11 protein-coding genes are annotated in these 18,904 nt (G+C 62.0%); 9 read left to right on the top strand and 2 right to left on the bottom strand.

Features of this window, described 5'->3' with window-relative positions:
* The first annotated feature begins 151 nt into the window (after positions 1-151).
* The 7 genes from J5Y06_RS18255 to treY are packed head-to-tail and all read left to right on the top strand — an operon-like array spanning position 152 to position 15,991.
* Positions 152-2,185: an alpha-1,4-glucan--maltose-1-phosphate maltosyltransferase gene (locus J5Y06_RS18255; RefSeq protein ID WP_209336622.1), complete on the top strand. Its 2,034-nt coding sequence runs from the start codon at positions 152-154 to the stop codon at positions 2,183-2,185.
* Positions 2,186-2,196: 11 nt separating this feature from the next.
* Complete coding sequence (gene treS, locus J5Y06_RS18250; protein ID WP_417851939.1) at positions 2,197-5,505, top strand: maltose alpha-D-glucosyltransferase; 3,309 nt, start codon at positions 2,197-2,199, stop codon at positions 5,503-5,505.
* Positions 5,502-7,697, top strand: coding sequence for a 1,4-alpha-glucan branching protein GlgB (gene glgB / locus J5Y06_RS18245; RefSeq protein ID WP_342453456.1), 2,196 nt, complete (start codon positions 5,502-5,504; stop codon positions 7,695-7,697). Before treS ends, glgB begins: the two co-directional genes overlap by 4 nt.
* A 9-nt stretch (positions 7,698-7,706) precedes the next feature.
* Positions 7,707-9,791 (top strand): glycogen debranching protein GlgX, encoded by a 2,085-nt coding sequence (gene glgX / locus J5Y06_RS18240; RefSeq protein WP_209336621.1) that lies wholly within the window; start codon positions 7,707-7,709, stop codon positions 9,789-9,791.
* On the top strand, positions 9,788-11,590 hold the full coding sequence (treZ, locus tag J5Y06_RS18235) for a malto-oligosyltrehalose trehalohydrolase (RefSeq protein WP_209336620.1): 1,803 nt from the start codon (positions 9,788-9,790) through the stop codon (positions 11,588-11,590). The genes glgX and treZ overlap by 4 nt, the downstream gene beginning before the upstream one ends.
* Before the next feature lie 13 nt (positions 11,591-11,603).
* The gene (malQ, locus tag J5Y06_RS18230; protein ID WP_209336619.1) at positions 11,604-13,499 is read left to right on the top strand and encodes a 4-alpha-glucanotransferase; all 1,896 of its coding nucleotides are present in this window, start codon (positions 11,604-11,606) and stop codon (positions 13,497-13,499) included.
* Positions 13,496-15,991 (top strand): malto-oligosyltrehalose synthase, encoded by a 2,496-nt coding sequence (gene treY / locus J5Y06_RS18225; protein WP_209336723.1) that lies wholly within the window; start codon positions 13,496-13,498, stop codon positions 15,989-15,991. The genes malQ and treY overlap by 4 nt, the downstream gene beginning before the upstream one ends.
* Before the next feature lie 4 nt (positions 15,992-15,995).
* Here treY and J5Y06_RS18220 read toward each other — a convergent pair whose 3' ends face one another.
* A complete protein-coding gene (locus tag J5Y06_RS18220; RefSeq protein WP_209336618.1) occupies positions 15,996-16,415 on the bottom strand; it encodes a DUF2934 domain-containing protein in 420 nt (139 codons plus the stop codon).
* A 575-nt stretch (positions 16,416-16,990) separates the two neighbouring features.
* Positions 16,991-17,398: a hypothetical protein gene (locus J5Y06_RS18215; protein WP_209336617.1), complete on the bottom strand. Its 408-nt coding sequence runs from the start codon at positions 17,396-17,398 to the stop codon at positions 16,991-16,993.
* An 83-nt stretch (positions 17,399-17,481) separates the two neighbouring features.
* Between J5Y06_RS18215 and J5Y06_RS18210 the strand changes: the two genes are divergently transcribed.
* Together J5Y06_RS18210 and J5Y06_RS18205 are read left to right on the top strand one after the other, a co-directional pair.
* Positions 17,482-17,826 (top strand): DUF952 domain-containing protein, encoded by a 345-nt coding sequence (locus tag J5Y06_RS18210; protein ID WP_209336616.1) that lies wholly within the window; start codon positions 17,482-17,484, stop codon positions 17,824-17,826.
* Positions 17,827-17,829: 3 nt separating this feature from the next.
* The gene (locus J5Y06_RS18205; RefSeq protein WP_209336615.1) at positions 17,830-18,894 is read left to right on the top strand and encodes a quinone-dependent dihydroorotate dehydrogenase; all 1,065 of its coding nucleotides are present in this window, start codon (positions 17,830-17,832) and stop codon (positions 18,892-18,894) included.
* Positions 18,895-18,904: the final 10 nt, after the last annotated feature.

Below are 18,904 nucleotides of genomic sequence, written 5' to 3'. Positions count from 1 at the left end.
GGGCCGGACACCAGTTTCGAGTTTGGATCCCAACCAAACCCGAGCCGAGGTTTCGCCTGATGTTTCAGACGCAGCAGTTCTTGTTTCGGCATTGCCGGACCGGCAATTGCGCCCATGTTTCTTTGTGCGCGCGATTGCAAGGGGACCGATCATGAGCGAAGCCAGCAGGTCCGTGGAGGCCAGCGGGAAGCCTAGTCTTCAAGGCAGCCCGTCCTCACTTGAACGTCTGAATGCACTGGCTGCGCAGCGGATCGCAATTGAAGCCATCGATCCGGAGATTGATGGCGGGCGCTTTCCGGCAAAGACGGTGGTTGGCGAAACGCTGATTGTTGAAGCCGACATCTTCGGCGATGGCCACGAAACCTTCGACGCCGCCATCCTTTACCGCGATGGTCACGACGGCGAATGGCTCGAAGCGCCCATGGAGTATGTGATCAACGATCGTTGGCGCGGGGAGATCCTATTCTCGGTCAACGGCCCCGCCCAGTTCACCCTCATCGCGTGGCGCGATCTTTTCGCCCAATGGGCGAAGGAAATCCGCAAGAAGATCGCCGCCGGCCAGAATGTTTCGCTTGAAATCACCGAAGGCAAGAACCTCGTTCAGGCCGCCCTTGACGATCCGCGTGATGGGGCGTTGTCGCGCACTATGGCCGATGCGTTGAGCAATGCCGCCGACGAAGAGGCGCTGCTTGCTCTTCTTCTTTCGGAAGATACGGCGGGTTGGATGAAACGTGCGGCACCACGCACCAATCTTACCCGTTACGACAAGGATCTCCCCGTCTGGGTTGACCGCAAGGCTGCGGCCTTCAGCGCGTGGTACGAGTTGATGCCGCGCTCCATCACCAATGACGAGAACCGTCACGGTACGTTTCGCGATGTCATCGAGCGCCTGCCTTATGTGCAGGATCTCGGCTTTGACGTGCTTTACTTCACGCCGATCCACCCGATCGGCAAAACCAACCGCAAGGGCCGCAACAACACGCTCACGCCCGGTCCGGACGATGTCGGCAGCCCCTACGCGATCGGCTCGGCCGATGGCGGGCATGATGCCGTTCATCCCGAACTCGGCACGATCGAGGATTTCGATGCGCTGGTGGCCGCCGCGCACCAGCACGGGCTGGAGATCGCGCTCGATTTCGCCATCCAGTGTTCACCCGACCATCCCTGGATCAAGGAACACCCGGAATGGTTCGACTGGCGGCCGGACGGCACAATCAAGTTCGCCGAAAACCCGCCGAAGAAGTATGAGGACATCGTCAACGTCCACTTCTACCGCGGAGCAATCCCCGACCTCTGGTATGCGCTGCGCGACGTGGTGCTTTATTGGGTGGATCACGGCGTCAAGATCTTCCGCGTAGACAACCCGCACACCAAACCGTTTCCCTTCTGGGAATGGATGATCGACGAGGTGCATCGCGAGCACCCGGACGTGATCTTCCTTGCGGAAGCCTTCACCCGGCCCAAGGTTATGAAGCGCCTGGCAAAGGTCGGCTACAGCCAGTCCTATTCCTATTTCACCTGGCGCAACCTGAAATGGGAGCTGGAGCAGTACCTCACGGAGCTCACCACGGAAGAATGCCGGCATTACATGCGGGTGAACTTCTTTGCCAACACGCCGGACATCAACCCGGTTTACCTGCAAACATCGGGACGTCCGGGCTTTCGGACGCGGCTGGTTCTCGCCGCAACTTTGGCTGGCAATTACGGCCTGTATAACGGCTATGAGATCTGCGACGCCGCGCCGGTGCCGGGCAAGGAGGAATATCTCGACTCCGAGAAGTACCAGATCCGGATCTGGGACATGGACCAGCCCGGCCACATCAAGGACGACATCCGGCTGGTGAACCGCCTGCGGCGAGAGAACCCTGCCCTGCAGCGGTTCCTGTCGCTGAAGTTCTTCTACGCCAGCAACGCGAACATCCTTTATTACGGGAAGTTCGACCCGGCTACGTCGAACTACCTCCTGTTCCACGTCAATCTCGATCCGCACAACGTTCAGTCGTGCCAGTTCGAGGTGCCGCTCTGGGAGTTCGGCCTTTCAGACCACGCGTCCGTGGAAGTGGAAGACCTTTTGCAGGGCAACCGCTTCACCTGGCACGGCAAGACCCACAATCTCGAACTCGATCCCCAAACGAGGCCATATGCAATCTGGCGCCTTTATCCGCCGGGGGCCCCTCGCCCATGAATGACATGCCCATGAATGACACTGCCCAGGAAACACAGGCTGAAGCAAAGCTCGATGGCCTGATCGATCGATCCCAAACCGAATGGTACAAGGACGCGATCATCTACCAGCTGCATGTGAAGGCCTTCCAGGACTCCAACGACGACGGCATGGGCGATTTCGCCGGCTTGATGCGGCGGCTGGACCATGTGCAGCAGCTCGGCGCCACGGCGATCTGGCTCCTGCCGTTCTACCCGTCGCCCCTTCGCGACGACGGCTATGACATCGCCGACTACACGTCGATCAATCCCTCCTATGGCACCATGACGGACTTCCGCGGCTTCGTCGACGAAGCGCACCGACGTGGGCTGCGGGTCATCACGGAACTGGTGATCAACCACACCTCCGACCAGCATCCGTGGTTCCAGGAAGCCCGCCATTCGCCCGCGGGTTCGCCAGCGCGCGACATGTATGTTTGGAGCGACACGGACACCAAATTCCCTGAAACGCGGATCATCTTCACCGATACGGAGAAGTCGAACTGGACGTGGGATTCGGTTGCCGGCGCTTACTTCTGGCACCGTTTTTACTCCCACCAGCCGGACCTGAACTTCGACAATCCGCGCGTGCTGGAAGAAGTCATTCGCGTGATGAACTACTGGCTCGAGATGGGCGTGGACGGGCTTCGTCTCGACGCCATCCCCTATCTCATCGAGCGCGAGGGCACGAACAACGAGAACCTGCCCGAGACGCATGTCGTTTTGAAGAAGATCCGGGCGGAACTCGACAAGAACTATTCCGATCGCATGCTGCTTGCCGAAGCCAATCAGTGGCCGGAAGACACCCGCCCCTATTTCGGCGATGGTGACGAATGCCACATGGGCTTCCACTTCCCGCTGATGCCGCGCATGTACATGGCGGTTGCGCAGGAAGACCGGCACCCGCTCACCGACATCATCCGGCAAACACCTGACATTCCCGAGAACTGCCAGTGGGGCATCTTCCTGCGCAACCATGACGAGCTGACGCTCGAAATGGTGACCGACCAGGAACGCGATTACCTCTGGCGCACCTATGCCGAAGACAGCCGCGCGCGCATCAACCTCGGCATCCGCCGCCGCTTGGCGCCTTTGATGCAGAACGACCGGCGCAAGATCGAGCTGATGAACTCGCTGCTTTTGTCGATGCCTGGAACGCCCATCTTGTATTACGGCGATGAAATCGGCATGGGCGACAACTATTATCTGGGCGATCGCGATGGCGTACGCACGCCCATGCAGTGGTCGCTCGACCGCAACAGCGGCTTTTCCCGCGCCAATCCGCAGCAGCTTTACCTGCCGCTGATCCAGGATCCGAACTACGGCTACCAGACAATCAACGTTGAAAGCCAGGATCGGGATTCGTCCTCGCTGCTGAACTGGATGCGTCGCATCGTGGCGGTGCGCAAGGAGCATGCCGCCTTTGGGCGCGGCGCCATGGTTCTGCTTTATCCCGGCAATCGCAAGATCCTGGCCTATGTCCGCGAGCACGAGGGCGAGGCCATTCTGTGCGTGGCGAACCTGTCCCGCGCGGCGCAGGCGGTTGAGCTCGATCTTTCCCGCTGGAAGGGGACCGTTCCCGTCGAGATGATGGGCCGCACCGCGTTTCCGCCGGTGGGCGACCTTCCTTATCTCGTGACGCTGCCGGCTTACGGATTCTACTGGTTCGTTCTGGCGAGCGAAGCGCAGGCGCCGCATTGGCACCAGGCACTGCCGGAGATCCTGCCGGAGTTCATTACGCTGACGACGCGCGACGGCCGGGTAGACACCGCCATTGCTGGCCGCGACAAGCGCGTCTTTGACGGCGATGTCCTGCCGCATTTCCTGACCTTGCAGCGGTGGTTCGGGGCAAAGGATCGCAAGGTGCGGCAAGCCAATGTGCAGCCTGTCGGGCAGTTGGGAGACGGGCAGCACCTGCTCGCAATCATCGATGTGGATCTCGGCGAAGGTGAGCCGCAGCGCTATTTCCTTCCGATGTCGGCGCGCTGGGGCGAGGAGAACATCACGCATGGCGCGGCGAAACTGTCCTACACCATCGCCAAGCTGCGCCGAACCAACAAGGTCGGTGCTCTGATCGATGGAGCCGTGGATGAGGATCTGGCCAGCCGCCTGATGCAGGGGCTGCGCGATGGCTCCACGCTGGAAAACAGCGATGGTGGCCGGGTGGTGTTCTCGTCCGGCTCGCTCCTTGCGCAAACCGAGACAGCCGGTGACATCCGTCCGCTGGCGGTGGAGCAAAGCAACTTCTCCATCGCCTTCGGCGACGCAGCGGTTTTGAAGATCTACCGTCGCCTCCGGTCCGGCCTGCAGCCGGATGTGGAAGTGGCGCGCTTCCTGACCGATGTCGCCCATTTCGAGAACACGCCGGCCTATCTTGGCGCGGTGGAGTTCCAGCCGGCAGACGGTGAAGCGACGACCCTTGCCTCCGCCTTTGCCTTCGTGCGCAACCAGGGCGATGCCTGGGCTGTGGTCACGGAAGCGCTGCGGCGCGAGGTAGAGGACGGCTCCAACTACGAGCACCAGCAAGGCGCGCCACTGGAAGCTGCTCCTTACATCTTCCCGCTGGCAATCGGCGAGGTGCTGGGCCAGCGCACGGCTGAGTTGCACTGTGCGCTGGCCACGCAAACCGATGACCCGGCCTTTGCTGTCGAGCCGATCAAGAAGGACGACCTCGAAGGCTGGGTGCGTGAAGCACAGGAAGAAGCCGAGGTAGTTCTCGGGCGGCTGCAAAACGCCGTTCGCGACCTGGAAGGTGAGGCAGCATCTGCCGCTCACGCTTTGCTCGACAAGCGTGATGCGTTGTTTGCCCGCATCGCCAAGGCTGCCAGCTACGAGCCGTCCGGCGCTCGGTCGCGCATTCATGGCGATTACCATCTGGGGCAACTGCTTGTTGCGAAGAACGACCTCATCATCATCGACTTCGAGGGTGAGCCTCGCCGCTCGGTGGAAGAGCGCAGAGGCAAGTTCTCGCCGTTGCGTGATGTGGCCGGCATGCTGCGTTCACTAGACTACGCCGCGTTCAGCGTTGCTCGCGAAAGCGCTCCCGAGCGACGCGACCAGGCGTTGCGCAATGCGCGGCGCTGGCGCGACACCACAAGTGCCGAATTTCTTGGCGCTTACTTCGCAGGCGTGGCCGACTGCCAAACCGCCATCAAGGACGAGGCGTTCGCGCAGGCGATGCTCGACCTCTTCTTGATCCAGAAGGCGGTCTACGAAGTCGGCTATGAGCTCGCCAACCGCCCGGGCTGGATCAGTGTTCCACTGCTCGGCCTGCTTGAACTCTTCGGATCGGAGGACGCGTGAGCGACAAACCGGCAGCCTACCCCTCGGACATCGAGGCCATCATCCGTGGCCGCCACGGAAATCCCTTTGTTGTGCTGGGCATGCTCGGCGGCAATGGCGAACCCGTCGCGGTCAATGTCTTTGCGCCGCAAGCCGCCACGGTGACGCTGGTTGGCGAGGATGGGAAAGAAATCGCCGAGCTGGAAAGGGTGCATCGCGAAGGCTTCTTTTCCAGCTACATCAAGGGTCGGACGGAGCGTTTCCGCTATTGGCTGAAGATGACGGCTGGCGAGCACGAATGGATTGCCGAAGATCCCTACCGATTCCCGCCGGTGCTGGGCGAGCTGGACGAGTATCTTCTTGGTGAAGGCCGTCACCTCGACCTTTACTCACGCCTTGGCGCCCATCCGATGACGCTGGACGGGGTGGAAGGAACCAACTTCTGCGTTTGGGCTCCCAATGCCCGCCGCGTCAGTGTGGTCGGCCACTTCAACGCCTGGGACGGCCGGCGCATGCCGATGCGCAAGCGCTGGGGCATCGGCATTTGGGAACTGTTCGTGCCGGGCATCGGCAAGGGCGAAATCTACAAATACGAGATCGTCGGCGTTTCCGGAGAGGTGCTGCCGTTGAAGGCAGACCCGGTGGGCTTCTACGCCGAGAATCCGCCTGCCACGGCATCCATCGTTTCCGGTGCGGTGGAGCACGACTGGGCCGACGCGAGCTGGATGACCCGGCGCAAGGAGGCGCAGGACAAGTCCAAGCCGATCTCGGTTTACGAACTGCACCTCGGCTCCTGGCGCCGCGGCGGCGACAACGAAATGCTCGATTATGACGAGCTCGCCGAGCAGCTAGTGCCATACGTCACGGATATGGGCTTCACGCATGTGGAGCTCATGCCGGTGACGGAGCATCCGTTTTCCGGGTCATGGGGTTACCAGCCGATCGGACTTTTTGCGCCAACGAGCCGGTTCGGCACGCCGGAAGGGTTCGCGCGTCTGGTTGATCGCCTGCATCAGGCGGGCATCGGCGTCATCACGGATTGGGTTCCGGCGCATTTCCCGTCCGACGCCCACGGGCTGATGCGGTTCGACGGCACCGCGCTTTACGAGCACGAGGACCCGCGGCTCGGCTTCCATCGTGACTGGAACACCCTGATCTACAATTTCGGCCGCCTGGAAGTTGCGAACTTCCTTCAGGCGAGCGCGCTCTACTGGGTTGATCGCTTTCACATCGACGCGCTGCGCGTGGATGCGGTAGCTTCCATGCTTTACCTCGACTACAGCCGCAACCCCGGCGAATGGATCCCCAACCGCTATGGTGGGCGCGAGAACCTGGATGCCGTGGCCTTCCTGCAGCAGACCAACCAGCGCATCGACGAGCGCTTTCCGGGCGCCATCACGATCGCCGAGGAATCAACGGCGTGGCCGAATGTCAGCCGCCCCGTAGAGGATGGCGGGCTGGGCTTCTCCTTCAAGTGGAACATGGGGTGGATGAACGACACCCTGCGTTACATGCACGAGGACCCGATCAATCGGCGCTACCATCACCATCTGATGACCTTCGGCATGGTGTATGCCTATTCCGAAAATTTCGTGCTGCCGCTCAGCCACGACGAAGTGGTGCACGGGAAAGGTTCGCTCCTGAACAAGATGCCGGGCGACCGCTGGCAGCGGTTTGCGAACCTGCGCGCGTATCTCGCCTTCATGTGGGGGCATCCCGGCAAGAAGCTGCTCTTCATGGGCGGTGAAATCGCCCAGGAGCGGGAATGGAACCACGACTACTCCATCGACTGGCACCTCCTCGATGATCCCTCGCATCGCGGCATGCAGGACCTCGTGCGCACCTTGAACCATCTTTATCGGGACACTCCGGCTCTGCACGAGCTGGATTGCGATCCGCGCGGCTTCGAATGGATCGATGCCAATGATGGCGAAAACAGCGTGTTTTCCTTCCTGCGGAAAGGCGAAGAAGGCACAAAACCGGTGCTTGTGATCTCCAACATGACGCCGGTGGTGCGTCAGGACTTCCGCGTGGGCGTGCCGCTGATCGGCAGCTGGACGGAAATCTTTAATTCGGACTCGGAACACTTTGGCGGCTCCGGCGTAAGTAGCGGCGGGAATTTGATGGCAGAAGAGGTGAGCTGGCATGGTCGGCCGGCCTCGATCACCCTCACCGTTCCGCCTCTGGCGACCATATTCCTAACTTCCGAATAGCGAGCTCCCATGCCGAAGGCCCACCGCCGCGTTACCCACGGATCCCCTACTCACCTTGGCGCGCGATGGGATGGTACAGGAACCAACTTCGCCCTGTTTTCCGCACATGCGACGAAGGTGGAACTGTGCCTGTTCGACAGCAACGGACGGCGCGAGATCGAACGCGTCGAGCTTCCCGAATACACGCATGAAGTGTTTCACGGCTATCTGCCGGAAGTCCGGCCGGGGCAGCTTTACGGTTATCGCGTCCATGGCCCGTATGCTCCGGAAGCGGGCCATCGCTTCAATCCCAACAAGCTCCTGATTGACCCTTACGCGCTGGAACTGCGCGGCGAAATGCGCTGGCATGATGCGGCCTTCGGGTATCGCATCGGCAGCAACCGCGCGGATCTTTCCTTTGATCGTCGCGACTCCGCGTCGATCATGCCGAAATGCGTCGTGGTGGATCCTGCAGTGACCTGGGGCGACGACATCCGCCCCAACACTGCCTGGCAGGACACGATCGTTTATGAGGCGCATGTGAAGGGCATGACGGCGCTGCGCGAAGACCTGCCGCCGCAGTTGCGAGGCACCTTCGCCGGCCTGGCCGACCCCAATGTGATCGATCACCTGGTTAAGCTCGGCGTCACCGCCATTGAGCTCCTGCCGGCGCAGTCGTTCTTCAACGATCGCCATCTGGTGGAACGCGGCCTCACCAACTACTGGGGCTACAACACCGTCAACTTCTTTTCGCCCGCGACCCGCTACATCTCGCCTGGCGCCGGCATCCACGAATTCAAGCTGATGGTACGCCGGTTGCACCAGGCAGGCATCGAGGTCATCCTCGATGTGGTCTACAACCACACGGCGGAAGGCAACCAGATGGGGCCGACGCTGTCATTCCGCGGCATCGACAACGCCAGCTACTATGTCTTGGCTGACGACCCGCGCTATTATTACGACACCACTGGCACCGGCAACAACGTGAACCTCAAGAACGAGCGCGTGTTGCAGATGGTCATGGATTCTCTGCGCTACTGGGTGCAGGAATGCCATGTCGACGGCTTCCGCTTCGACCTTGCCTCAACCCTCGGGCGCGACCGCGATACGTTCGATCCCAGCGCCGTGTTCTTCGACACGATCCGCCAGGACCCTGTTCTTTCCGCTGTGAAGATGATCGCCGAGCCGTGGGATACGGGTCCGGGCGGTTATCAGGTCGGCAACTATCCGCCGCTTTGGGCGGAATGGAACGACAAGTACCGCGACACGGTGCGTGGCTTCTGGAAAGGTGACGATGGCTTAGCGGGTGATCTTGCCAGCAACCTGTTGGGCGCCGCCAATCTCTTCGAGAAGCGTGGTCGCAAGCCCTGGGCCTGCGTGTCCTTTGTGACGGCCCATGACGGCTTCACGCTGATGGACGTCGTTTCCTACAACGACAAGCACAACGAGGCGAACGGTGAAAACAACAATGACGGCCATTCGCACAACCTGAGCTGGAACTGCGGCGCTGAAGGCGAAACCGACGACCCCGAAATCCTCGACCTGCGCGACCGCATGCGCCGCAATCTGATTGCCACCATGCTGCTGTCGCAGGGCACGCCTATGGTTCTGATGGGCGACGAGAACGGGCGCACGCAAGGCGGCAACAACAATTCCTACTGCCAGGATGACGAGATGAACTGGCTGAAGTGGGACAATGTCGGCGAGCGGGACCAGGCGTTTCAGACCTTCGTCAGCAACCTTATCCGTATCCGAAAGACACGCTCGCTGCTTGGCCAGCGCAAGTTCCTCCATGCCGAGGAAGTGGACGAGACGGGTACGCGCGACGTGCAATGGTTCCGGCCGAACGGCGAGCCGATGGAGCACGGCGATTGGGATAACGGACTGACGCGCTCCATGACCATGATGCTGGCGAACGCGGAAGAGCGCCTCGCAATCTTCATCAACGCGCACTACGAGCCGATCGAGTTCACCCTGCCTGCCGGCTTCGAGGATGGCTGGACGGTTCTTGTGGACACGGCCACCGGCGTTGCAGCGCCACGGCGCGGCAAGTCGGCCGAAGGCAACTACGCCGTTGAAGGACGCGCTTTGGTGCTCCTGGAGAGCCTCAAATGACGACAAACAGCGGAAAGCCTTGGGGCCCCGTTTGGCACGATGACGGCACCGTGGAGTTCCGCGTTTGGGCGCCGGGTACGGAAATCCTTTCCTTGCGCCTTGCCGGCAACGACCAGCCAATGCGTCGTTCAAGCGACGGCTGGTTCACCTCCACCGTCCAAGATGCTGCCCCCGGAACGCCCTACAGTTTCGTGTTTCCCGACGGCTTTTCCGTGCCGGATCCCGCGTCACGCGCGCAGGAAGGCGAAGTGCATGGCTCCTCACTTCTCGCGAAGCCCGGCACTTATCGTTGGCAGCAGCCCAACTGGAACGGTCGGCCGTGGGAAGAGGTCGTTTATTACGAACTCCATGTCGGCACCTTCACCCCTGAAGGGACGTTCAGGGCCGTCATAGACCGCCTGCCTCATCTGGTTTCGCTCGGCATCACGGCGATCGAACTGCTGCCCGTCGCGCAGTTCGCCGGGAATCGCGGCTGGGGCTATGACGGTGTTCTGCTTTATGCTCCGCACAACGCGTATGGCACGCCGGACGACCTCAAGGCGCTGATCGACGCCGCCCATGGTCACGGCCTGATGGTGGTGCTCGACGTCGTTTACAACCACTTCGGACCGGACGGAAACTACCTCCCGAAGCTCGCGCCTGACTTCTTTCATCCCGAGCGGCATACGCCCTGGGGTGGCGCGATCGCCTACGAAAAGCCGGAGGTGCGCTCCTTCTTTATCGACAATGCGCTTTACTGGCTCGACGAGTTCAAGTTCGACGGCTTACGGCTTGACGCGGTCGATCATGTGCATGACGAGCAGTCCGATCCCGAGATCCTGATCGAGATCGCGCAGCGCATCCGTCAGGTCTTCCCCCAGCGCCACATCCACACCACCACAGAAGACAATCGCAACATCACAGCGCTTCATGAGCGCGGGCCCCGTGGCGAGATCGTGCTGCACAGCGGCGAATGGAACGACGATTTCCATAATGCCGCCCATGTGATCGCGTCCGGCGAAACGGAAGGCTATTACGAGGACTTCGCAGACAAGCCGCTGAAGCACGTCGCGCGCATCCTTGCGGAAGGTTTCGCTTATCAGGGCGAACCAGCCCCGCACAACGACAACAAGCCACGCGGAAAGCCAAGCACCCATCTGCCGCCCACGGCTTTCGTGGACTTTCTTCAGAACCACGATCAGGTTGGAAACCGTGCGCTTGGCGAACGCCTGGTCAGCCTGTCCGACGAGAAGACGCTGAGGGCGCTGGCAGCCGTGCACCTTCTGTCGCCCCACATTCCGCTCTTGTTCATGGGCGAGGAATGGGGTGAAACGAACCCCTTCTTCTTTTTCACCGATTTCCACGGCGAACTGGCAGATGCCGTTCGCAACGGACGGCGCAAGGAGTTCGCGAAGTTCGCGCATTTCAGGGATGAGGAAAAGCAGAAGCAGATCCCGGATCCCAATGCGGAGGCAACCTTCACTCGCTCCAAAATCGACTGGAACAAGGCGGGTGACGCCAGTTGGCTGCCGTTCTACAAAGAGCTGCTGAAGCTGCGGCAGGAAGCAATCGTGCCACTTCTTCGGGAAGCAAAAGGCAATTCCGGCAAGATCGTGAGCGATGAGAACGGGATCCTTGCAGTCGACTGGACCTTTGGCGCCAAGCAGTTGTCGCTGCGCGCCAACCTTGGATCGGCGTCCGCCAAAGTCCCTGCCGCTTCCGGCACAGTGATCTTCGCCGAGCCCAAGACCGCAGCTGACGCTGCGACAGCGGACGGAACACTGCCGCCCTCTTCCATGTTCTACGCAGTGGACGGATAGGCGGGAACAAGTTTTGACCAAAACCACAAGTCTGGATGAGCTCGCGCGCCTGCAGGGCATCGGGCTGCAACACAATGCGCCCGACGGCAAAGTGCTCGACATCTCCGATGACACGAAGCGTGCCATCCTGACGGCGCTGGGGCTTGCCTGCGCCGACGAAAGTCAGGTCGAGGAAAGCCTTGCCGCTTCCCGTTCGATCGAGCCGCCGGTGATGCACGCTGTGCCGGGGCGTGCATGCGCCCTGCCGGATTGGCTGCAGGAGCGTCCGACCTGGGGCATTTCGTTGATGCTCTACGAGCTGCGGTCTGGCCGCAACTGGGGCATCGGCGATTTTGCCGATCTGGCAGCTGTCGCCCAAATCGCTGCGCTGGCCGGCGCCGAGTTCGTCGGCGTCAATCCGCTGCACGCCCAGTTCCTTTCCGATCCGGCGCGCTGCAGTCCGTTCTCGCCGTCCAACCGCTTGTTCCTGAACCCGCTTTACATCGCGGTGGACCGTGTGCCGGGCTTCGAACAAGGTGACAGCGATCCCGCCGCCATCGAGCAACTGCGCGCCACCGATACCGTGGATTATGCGGGCGTCACGGCGGCCAAGCTCCATGCGCTTCGCCGGATCTGGGAGCGCTGGCAAGGCGAGTGGCCCAACCAGGGGGGCTACGCCAACGAGGCGTTCGAAGCCTTTCGTCACGAAGGCGGCGACGCGCTACGCGGCCATGCGTTGTTTGAAGCCTTGTCGGCTTCCATGGTGGCGGCCGGCCACGGCGCTGGCTGGAAAAGCTGGCCGGGATCGTTTCAGGACGTCGGCTCGCAGGCGGTTGCCGCTTTCGAGCAGGAAGAGCACGAGCGCGTGGCCTTCCACATCTGGCTGCAGTGGCTGGCGGACTTGCAGCTTGCAGAAGCCGCAAAGGCGGCACGGGACGCCGGCATGCGGATCGGCCTTTATCTCGACTTTGCCGTTGGCGAGTCGCCGGATGGCTCCGCGACGTGGAGTACGCCCGATCTTGTGCTGCCTGGCATGACGATCGGCGCGCCGCCGGATTTCTTCACCGCCGAGGGTCAGGAATGGGGCCTCGCCCCGCCCTCGCCCACCACCATGCGGCGCACCGGCTTTGAGCAATATCGCAACACAATGCAGGCGCTGACCCGCCATGCCGGTGCCCTGCGCATCGACCACGCCATGGCGCTGTGGCAGCTGTTTCTCGTGCCGGGCGGCGGCAAGGCGTCCGACGGCGCTTACCTGCACTATCCCATCGAGGATATGCTGCGCATTCTGACGGACGTGTCGCAAAAGAACGGCACCGTGATCATCGGTGAAGATCTCGGCTATGTTCCTGATGGCTTCCGCGACGTGATGCAGGCGAGCCAGATCCTGTCCTACAGGATCCTGTATTTCGAGCAGAACGAGAAGGGTTTCGTTACGCCTGCGGATTACCCGCGCCTGGCGCTCGCATGTTTGTCCACGCACGATCTGCCGACCTTGCGCGGTTGGTGGGACGGCGACGATGTTGACTTGCGTCTCAAGCATGGCCTGATCGACGAAACGGCTGCCGAGCAGCAGCGGGAAGAACGAGCCCGGTCCCGCAAGCAACTGGTGGAAAGCCTGGTGCAGCTCGATCTGCTTGCTGCGGAGGACCGCGAAGGCGCCCGTCAGGCGGCTGAAATCTCTGCATCGCAGCTGCCGGATGCCGTGATGGTTGCCACCCACCGGATGGTCGCGCGAACGCCCTCGCTGCTGGCGGGCGTCCGGCTGGCCGACCTCACCGGCGAGGAAAAACCAACCAACCTGCCCGGCACGGTCGATGATTACCCGAACTGGCGGCTGAAGAACTCGACCCCAGTCGACGGCCTGACCGAAGCGCCATTTTTCAAGTCCATCTGCGCTGCCATGCGCACGGAGCGCCCGAAATCCTGATGCTGCCGATCGCCACTTACCGCCTGCAATTCCGCAACGGCTTCACTTTCGACGATGCCGTTGCCATCGTGCCGTATCTGAAGACGCTCGGCATCAGCCATGTTTACGCGTCGCCGATCTTCACGGCGACTTCCGGCTCCACGCATGGCTATGACGTCACGGACCACAACGAGATCGATCCAGCGATCGGCGGCCGCGACGGCTTCGACCGGCTCAGCGCTTCTCTCAAGGAAGCAAATCTCGGTCTGATCCTCGACATCGTGCCGAACCATATGGCGGCGTCGCTCGAAAATCCGTGGTGGCACAGCGTCACCGAACACGGGCAGGACAGCCCCTATGCCAGGCATTTCGATATCGACTGGCGCGAACGGTTGACGCTTCCCACGCTTGGCAAGCCTTTCGAGCAAGCTGTTGCGGACGGTGAAATTACGCTCAAGGTCAACAACGGCAAACCTGTACTCGCCTATTTCGACAATCTCTTTCCGCTCAAGCCCGACACGGTTGCAGGTATGGCGGAAGAAACAATCGCAAACACGGCGAGTGACGCGTCCCTGCTCGAGGCGCTGCACGACAAGCAGCCTTACCGGCTCACTTTCTGGAAGGAAGCCCGGCGTCACTTGAGCTACCGCCGCTTCTTCGAGGTCACCGGTCTGGTTGGCGTGCGGGTTGAAGACCCCGCCGTGTTCGACGACGTCCACCGCCTGATCCTCGACCTCGTCCGCTCCGGTCAGGTGGATGGCCTGCGCGTCGACCATGTCGATGGCCTCGCCGATCCCAAGGCCTATCTCAACCAGCTGCGCGAGGCCATCGGGCCGGACACTTACCTCGTGGTGGAAAAGATCCTGAACGGCGAGGAGATCCTGCCGCAGGACTGGGCCGTGGAGGGCACCACGGGTTACGAGTTTATTGCGTCAATGGCCGATCTGCTCACCGACAACCGCGAAGCGGCCGCACTTGACCAGGCGTATCACGACGTCCTTGGCGCAGAAGTCGATCTCGAAGCCGAGCGCCACAAAGCCAAGCGCGTCATGGTCACGGAAAACTTCGAAACTGAGCTCACCGGGCTCGTGCGGCTGGTGCAGCAAGCCGCAACCGGCAGCTTCTCGGATGACGCAGTCCGCGACGCGCTGGCAGCCATCGTCGTACAGTTCCCGGTATACCGCACCTATGTCGACGCGAACGGGGTCCGCGCGGAAGACCGCTCCCTGCTTCGGGACGTCGGCACAAGCGCCAAGTCCGCCGGTTCTGCCGATCCCGCGGCAATCGATCATGTGCTGGAGCTGATGCTTGCCGATAAGCCGAGCGATTGGACAGCCGAGTTCCGCACTCGCTTTCAGCAACTCACCGGGCCTGTCACGGCGAAATCCGTTGAGGACACGCTCTTCTACCGCTTCAACAAGCTGATCGCGCTCAACGAAGTTGGCTGCGATCCCGCAGAGCCAGTTGGCTCGGTGGAGCGCTTCCACGAAAAGATGCAGGCGCGCGTTTCCGAACAACCGCACGGTCTTCTCGGAACCTCGACGCATGACACCAAGCGCGGCGAAGATGCCCGTGCGCGGCTCTACGCCATTTCGGAAGAGCCGGAAGCCTGGGCTGCCGCGGTCGGGCGGTGGCGCGAAATGCATGCGGATCGTGTGCAGCAGTTGGATGACGGCCCCGCGCCCGAACCGGACACGGAATGGCTGCTTTATCAGGCGCTCGCCGGCATCTGGACCGGTGAAACCAGCGCTGAAGCCTTGAGCGGCCTCAAGGAGCGTTTCCTGCCATATGTCGAGAAATCGCTGCGCGAAGCAAAGCGCCGCACGGACTGGACAGACAGCAACGAGGCCTATGAAGCGGCGGTGAAAGCCTATGCGGAGCGTTTGTTTGCTCCCGACAACCGCGCCTTTCATCAGGATTTCGCCACCGCTGTGAAGCCGTTGATGGCGGCAGGCCGGATCAACAGCCTGACGCAGACACTGATCAAGCTGACGGCACCGGGCATTCCCGACATCTACCAGGGCTCGGAAGGCGACGACCTCAGCCTTGTTGATCCGGACAACCGCCTGCCGATCGATTTCGAGCGGCGCCAGGCCTGGCTGGAAGCGCCGGCCTCCAGCTGGTCGGACGCGATCAGGCGAGGCAGTGCCAAGCAAAGGCTCATCAAGGAAACTTTGGCGCTACGGCAGTCAGAACCGCAGCTTTTTGCATCCGGCGATTACCAGCCTCTCACGGTCCGCGGCTCGAAAGGCGACCATGCGGTGGCGTTCGCCCGGATGTGGAAGGACCAGTGGGCGATTGCGATTGCTCCCCGTCTCCCGCTCAGCTTCACTGGAGATTTGGAGCAGCGCGATTGGCTGATGGCGTGGGGCGATACTCGGATCGAGCTTCCAGCCGAACTCCACGGCCGCACGCTGACGCAGTGTCTGACAGGCGCAGAGATCCAGGTCGGCGAGACGATCCGCCTCGCCGACGTGCTGAAACATTGCCCCGTCGCCCTGTTGAGGGGCTGACGGCTCAGGCGGTTTTCGGCGTCGATTTGCGGGCCGCGGCAGGCTTGGCTGCTTCGGCTTTCGCGGATTTCGTGGTGGTAGATTTCGCCTTTGCAGCGCCGGCGCCGGACTTCACATTGCCACCAGCGGCGGTTTTCCCCGCCGACGCTCCGGCGTCGCTCTTGATCATGGTGTCGTTCGGCATGCCCGCGTCGTCCATCATCGGCGTCGCATCCGACGTCTTGGCTGCACCTGTCGACTTCTTGGCGGCCGTTGACGAGGTCTTTCGCGTGGTGGCTTTTTTGGGCGACGCGTGACTGCCCTCCTCGTCGGAGATTTCGCGTTCAGCTTCGGCCCAATGGCGATCGTGCCAGCCGTGGGCTTCGCCCTCCTTCTGCCACTTCTCGTAGGCGCGCTGGCGGATGCGTTCTTCCTTGTCGCTCATGATCTCTGCCTTCCCATCTCTCAGGAACCCATTGGGCCTTACGCTGCTGCCTGCGGCCGCGTCTGCCAAGATAGGGCGTAAAAACAGGTTGTCGCTAGGCAGAAGTGCGCCTTTCTGTGAAGCAAGCGCACATTTGCGCCAGTAACGTCCCTGGCGATACTGTTTGCTGCCGCCTCGTGCAGCGTTCTGCACTTGGGCGGCCCGGAACCTGCGCTACCGCTCCACGTTATTTAAACAGCAGGAGGATCCGATGAACCATCCGCCTCAGCCAATGCCGGAGCCCTTGCCTGGGCCAGTGCCGATCCCTCGCCCGGCGCCTGATCCTGCGCCAGACCCAACGCCGCGGCCGGAGCCGCGGCCAATTCCCATCATACGGCGGCAGTCATGAGCGATCCCAAGCGTCCGCTTCCCGATCCCCTGCCGCCCGATCCGGAGCCAATTCCGCAGAAAGAGCCGCCCTCGCCTGACATTGAGCGGGCGCCGCCGCCCGGTCCGGACCAGGCGCCGCCCGAGTTTCCCGGTCGCGAACCCGGACGCAACGAGCCCGGCGAGTCCTTTAGGAGCGGCCGGCCAAGTCAGGTGCGATTGGGCATCGGCTCGGGGTTTTCGCGTTCGAACTCGCGCGCAATTCCCATGAAGCGGCGGAAAAAGCCTTCCATCCGATCAAGTCCTTCCTCGAACTCTTCTTCCGAGCTGTTGAGGGTTTTGCCGGCGCTTGCCTGTTCCAGAGCTTCCACGCGGCGCTCGAGCTGGCGCAGGCGATAGGCCGCGCGACCTGATCCCTCACCTGCGCTTTCTTCCACGGCAGACCGGCACACGAGCTGGCTTTGCCGATCTTCGCAAATGGACATCGCGCCCGTTTCGAGATCCAGCCGCACATAGCCGCGATCAGTTTTCTCAAGCTGATAGCGCTGCGTGTCCTGTGCCGTCGCGCCGGATGCGAGGAGGCAGAAAGCAAAAGCCGGTATCACTCTGTTGAACATGGATCGTCTCCTTTGGTGCAGCAAACGCGCGCTTTGCGCCGGAATTGCGTTGCAGGCCCCTTGCGGTGGTTTATAGGGGCGTCATGACCATTTTTAAGATCGTTCCCACCGCGCTGTGGCAGGCCGCTGAAGAACAGGGGGCTTTCACCGGGGCACCCGTCGACACCGCGGATGGGTTTATCCACTTTTCCACGGCCGAGCAGGTGCGGGAAACCGCGGCGAAACATTTCGCCCATCGCGACGATCTTCTGCTGGTTTCCGTGGATGAAACCACGCTCGGGCCCACGTTGAAGTTCGAACCATCGCGCGGCGGCGACCTGTTCCCGCATCTTTACGGGCCGCTGCCGTTGTCAGCCGTCCAATGGGTGCACCCGCTGCCGCTCGGCGCGGATGGACGGCACGACTTCTCCGACCTCGTCGCGGGCTGATCCATGCGCGCAGGCACAATCGCCCAGAAACTCCTGTTCGGCTTGCCGCCGGAAACCGCCCACGGCGTGTCGATCACGGCGCTCCGGTCGGGCCTGGTGCCGCCTTTTTCCTTTCGCGACGATCGCCTTGCGGTCACCGCAGCCGGCCTCACCTTTCCCAATCCGCTCGGCATGGCCGCCGGTTATGACAAGAACGCCGAAGTCCCGGACGCGCTTCTGCGGCTTGGCTTCGGGTTCGCCGAAGTCGGAACCGTCACCCCCCTGCGCCAGCCCGGCAACCAGAAGCCGCGCATCTTCCGCCTGGAAGACGATGCCGCCGTGATCAACCGGCTCGGCTTCAACAATGCCGGCCATGATGTCGTTTTCCAGCGTCTGGTAGCTCGCCGATCTCCTGGGATCGTCGGGGTCAACATCGGAGCCAACAAAGAAAGCCCGGACCGCATTGCCGATTACCGGCTGGGAGTTGGGCGGTTTGCAGCGCTTGCGAGCTACATCACCGTCAACATCTCGTCACCCAACACGCCCGGCCTTCGGGGGCTTCAGGACCCTGACGCGCTGCACCGTCTTCTCACAGCCGTCACCGAAGAGCGCTCAAGACAGGCGAAGCAACCGCCAATCTTCCTGAAGATTGCGCCCGATCTCGACGATAGCGCGCTCGAAGCGATTGCCGCTTCGGTTCTGCAAAGCGGGATCGAGGGAATGATCATTTCCAACACCACCATTGCGCGGCCGCCATTGAAGAACAGGCAGGCGAGCGAAACCGGTGGCCTGTCGGGCAAGCCTCTGTTTCACCCGTCCACCGTGGTGCTGGCCAAGATGCGTCGCCTTGTGGGGCCTGAGCTCACTTTGATCGGCGTGGGTGGCGTCGACACGGCAGAAACCGCCCTGGACAAGATCCAGGCCGGTGCCGACCTCGTGCAGCTTTACACCGGCATGATCTACCGCGGCGCCGGCATCGCTGAACAGATCCTGCGCGGTCTGCAGTTCGAGTTGCAGCGGAGCGGCGCTCCGAACCTGCGCCATCTTCGCGACAGCCGCACCGAATTCTGGGCAAGCGGCGGCATCTGACCGCTGGCCG

It is taken from the genome of Tianweitania sediminis, assembly GCF_017813335.1.
Lineage (GTDB): Bacteria > Pseudomonadota > Alphaproteobacteria > Rhizobiales > Rhizobiaceae > Tianweitania > Tianweitania sediminis.
Note: the sequence above shows the minus strand (reverse complement) of the source record. Positions and strands in the feature narration are given on the sequence as shown.

Excerpts from the sequence above, each read along its gene's own strand:
- J5Y06_RS18215 (WP_209336617.1), bottom strand. The coding sequence starts at position 17,398 with ATGTTCAACAGAGTGATACCGGCTTTTGCTTTCTGCCTCCTCGCATCC.
- treZ (WP_209336620.1), top strand. The coding sequence starts at position 9,788 with ATGACGACAAACAGCGGAAAGCCTTGGGGCCCCGTTTGGCACGATGAC.
- J5Y06_RS18210 (WP_209336616.1), top strand. The coding sequence starts at position 17,482 with ATGACCATTTTTAAGATCGTTCCCACCGCGCTGTGGCAGGCCGCTGAA.
- glgX (WP_209336621.1), top strand. The coding sequence starts at position 7,707 with ATGCCGAAGGCCCACCGCCGCGTTACCCACGGATCCCCTACTCACCTT.
- J5Y06_RS18205 (WP_209336615.1), top strand. The coding sequence starts at position 17,830 with ATGCGCGCAGGCACAATCGCCCAGAAACTCCTGTTCGGCTTGCCGCCG.
- J5Y06_RS18255 (WP_209336622.1), top strand. The coding sequence starts at position 152 with ATGAGCGAAGCCAGCAGGTCCGTGGAGGCCAGCGGGAAGCCTAGTCTT.
- J5Y06_RS18220 (WP_209336618.1), bottom strand. The coding sequence starts at position 16,415 with ATGAGCGACAAGGAAGAACGCATCCGCCAGCGCGCCTACGAGAAGTGG.
- treS (WP_417851939.1), top strand. The coding sequence starts at position 2,197 with ATGAATGACACTGCCCAGGAAACACAGGCTGAAGCAAAGCTCGATGGC.